Here is a 2040-nt window from a genome sequence, read left to right as displayed (position 1 = left end):
ATGGCTCCGTCGGCCACGGGAAGCGGGCTGCACACGAACCGCGCGGGCTTGATGATGGTGAACAGCCTGCAGGCGAGGCAGGTGTCCAGAATGCTGTCCAGCGCCCCGACCTCGTGGAAGGTCACGTCGTCCGTTTTCTTGCCGTGCACGGCGCCTTCCGCTTCTCCGAGGATGCTGAAGGCGCGGACTGCAAGCTCTTTCGCTTCTTCGGGCATGGCCGAATCGGCGATGATCCGTTTGATTTCCGCCAGCGTCCTGTGCGCGTGTTCGTGCGGGAGGGTTATGGAGCATCCGACGCCCGCGATATGGTTGACGGATTTCGGCTCTATTTTCAACGCCCCTTCCAGGGCGGGAAGGCCGAGCTCCTTGACCAGGGCTTCCAACTCCGTGGCGCCGAGTCCGGCCAGGGTGGCCAGGCCCGCGAGCATCATGTCGCCGGAAAGTCCTGAGTTGGCGCGCACTGTCAGAACGGGACCTGCCGCGTGCTCATGGTGATGATGTTCATGATGGGCATGTTCGTGGTGGCCGTGCCCATGTTCATGGTCGTGCTGATGGTGATGTTCTTCGGCCCCGTGTTCATGGGCCTTGTCGCGTCCGTGGTTCTTATCGTTTTTTGCCATGATGGTATTCTCCGTCTGTTTTTCAGCCGTATCAGGCCGGGCGGCCGTTTTCTCTGGCAAAGGCCATAAAGCTGGCTTTTATCAGAACCGCGGCCAGTACCTGGATGACGGCGGCCGCGACGAAAATGCCGCCGATGCCCATGCTGTCGAAGGTAATCCCGCCGATTCCGGCCGCGAGGCCGATGGAGAACTGGATGGCGGCCACGGACACGCCGCCCGCGATTTCCGCCTTGTCCGCCAGGGTGCGGGTTATCCAGGTGGACCAGGCGACCGGGATGAAGCCGAAAATAAAGCCCCAGGCGATGGCCAGGCCGGTATTCACGCCGACCTCGCCGTTGGTGGCGAAAAGCAGCACGGCAAGAGCCGACAGGGCCAGGTGAATGCCCAGGAGCGTTGCCCGGAAATGCTTGCCGAGAATGGCACCGGCAATGAAGGTGCCCGCGCAGTTGGCTACGCCGAAGGCCAGCAGTACGGCGGAAAGAGCACCGGGCGCGAGCTGCAGGTCAAGCTGCAGGAACGGGCGCAGGTAGGTAAAGAAAACGTGATAGCCGCCGTAACTGAAGATGGTGGCGCCGATCCCGGCCAGCACCCAGCCGCGTTTGAGCAGCCCGAACATGTTGCGGAAGTTGTTCCCGTCGCGTGCCGGCATGGAAGGCAGGGTCAGAAACTGCCAGACCAGCGCTACAAGTCCTATTCCCGCACCCATAAAGAAGATATTCCGCCAACCGACCAGGTGGCCGAGGTAACTGGCGAGCGGCAGCGAAATGATGGTGGCCACCGATACCCCCGCATACACGATGCTAAGCGCCCTTGGCACGTCCTTGGTGGGCACCAGTTGCAAGGTCACGGCCGAGGCCATGGACCAGAAGCCGCCCACGCAAATGCCGAGCATGCCGCGCCCGATCAGCATGATCGGGTAGGTGGGCGCGAGCGCGACGATGACATTTGATGCCACCATCAGCACGGAGAAAAAGAGCAGGACATGCCGCCGGTCTATTTTTCGGGTCAGTGGGGCCAAAAGAATACTGGTTATGACTGCGAATATCCCGACCGCAGTGACCGACTGCCCGGCCATGCCTTCACTTATGCCCATGTCTTGGGCGATTGGAGTGAGCAGGCTGACCGGGATGAATTCCGCGGCGATAAGGCCGGTTACTCCCACGAAGAGGGAAAACACCGCGGACCAATGGGCTGCGCGGGTGCTGAAACGTATTTCTTGCGATTCTATTGCTTGAGCGTTCATGTCTATTCCTGGTTTTGAGCAAGCGAGGCGTTGAAGACGCTCACGGAATGCCGGTATTTGGTTGCACAAAGGTTGATGATTCTGGCCGCCGCACAGGCGGCCCCGTAGCCGTTGTCGATATTCATCACGCCGACGCCCGGCGCGCAGCTGACCAGCATGCTGGCGAGAGCCGCTTCG

2 protein-coding genes are annotated in these 2040 nt (G+C 61.1%); both read right to left on the bottom strand.

What is annotated here, in order from left to right; translation table 11 throughout:
- On the bottom strand, nucleotides 1-620 hold a 620-nt coding region (gene larC / locus V6C16_RS11960), incomplete at its 3' end, for a nickel insertion protein (protein WP_333543303.1).
- A gap of 31 nt (nucleotides 621-651) precedes the next feature.
- On the bottom strand, nucleotides 652-1863 hold the full coding sequence (locus V6C16_RS11955; protein ID WP_333543302.1) for an MFS transporter: 1212 nt from the start codon (nucleotides 1861-1863) through the stop codon (nucleotides 652-654).
- Between the last annotated feature and the right edge of the window lie 177 nt (nucleotides 1864-2040).

It is taken from the genome of Desulfovibrio sp. 1188_IL3213, assembly GCF_036763145.1.
Taxonomy (GTDB): Bacteria; Desulfobacterota; Desulfovibrionia; order Desulfovibrionales; family Desulfovibrionaceae; genus Desulfovibrio.
The sequence above is the reverse complement of the archived record's forward strand: the minus strand, read 5'-3'. Positions and strand labels throughout refer to the sequence as shown.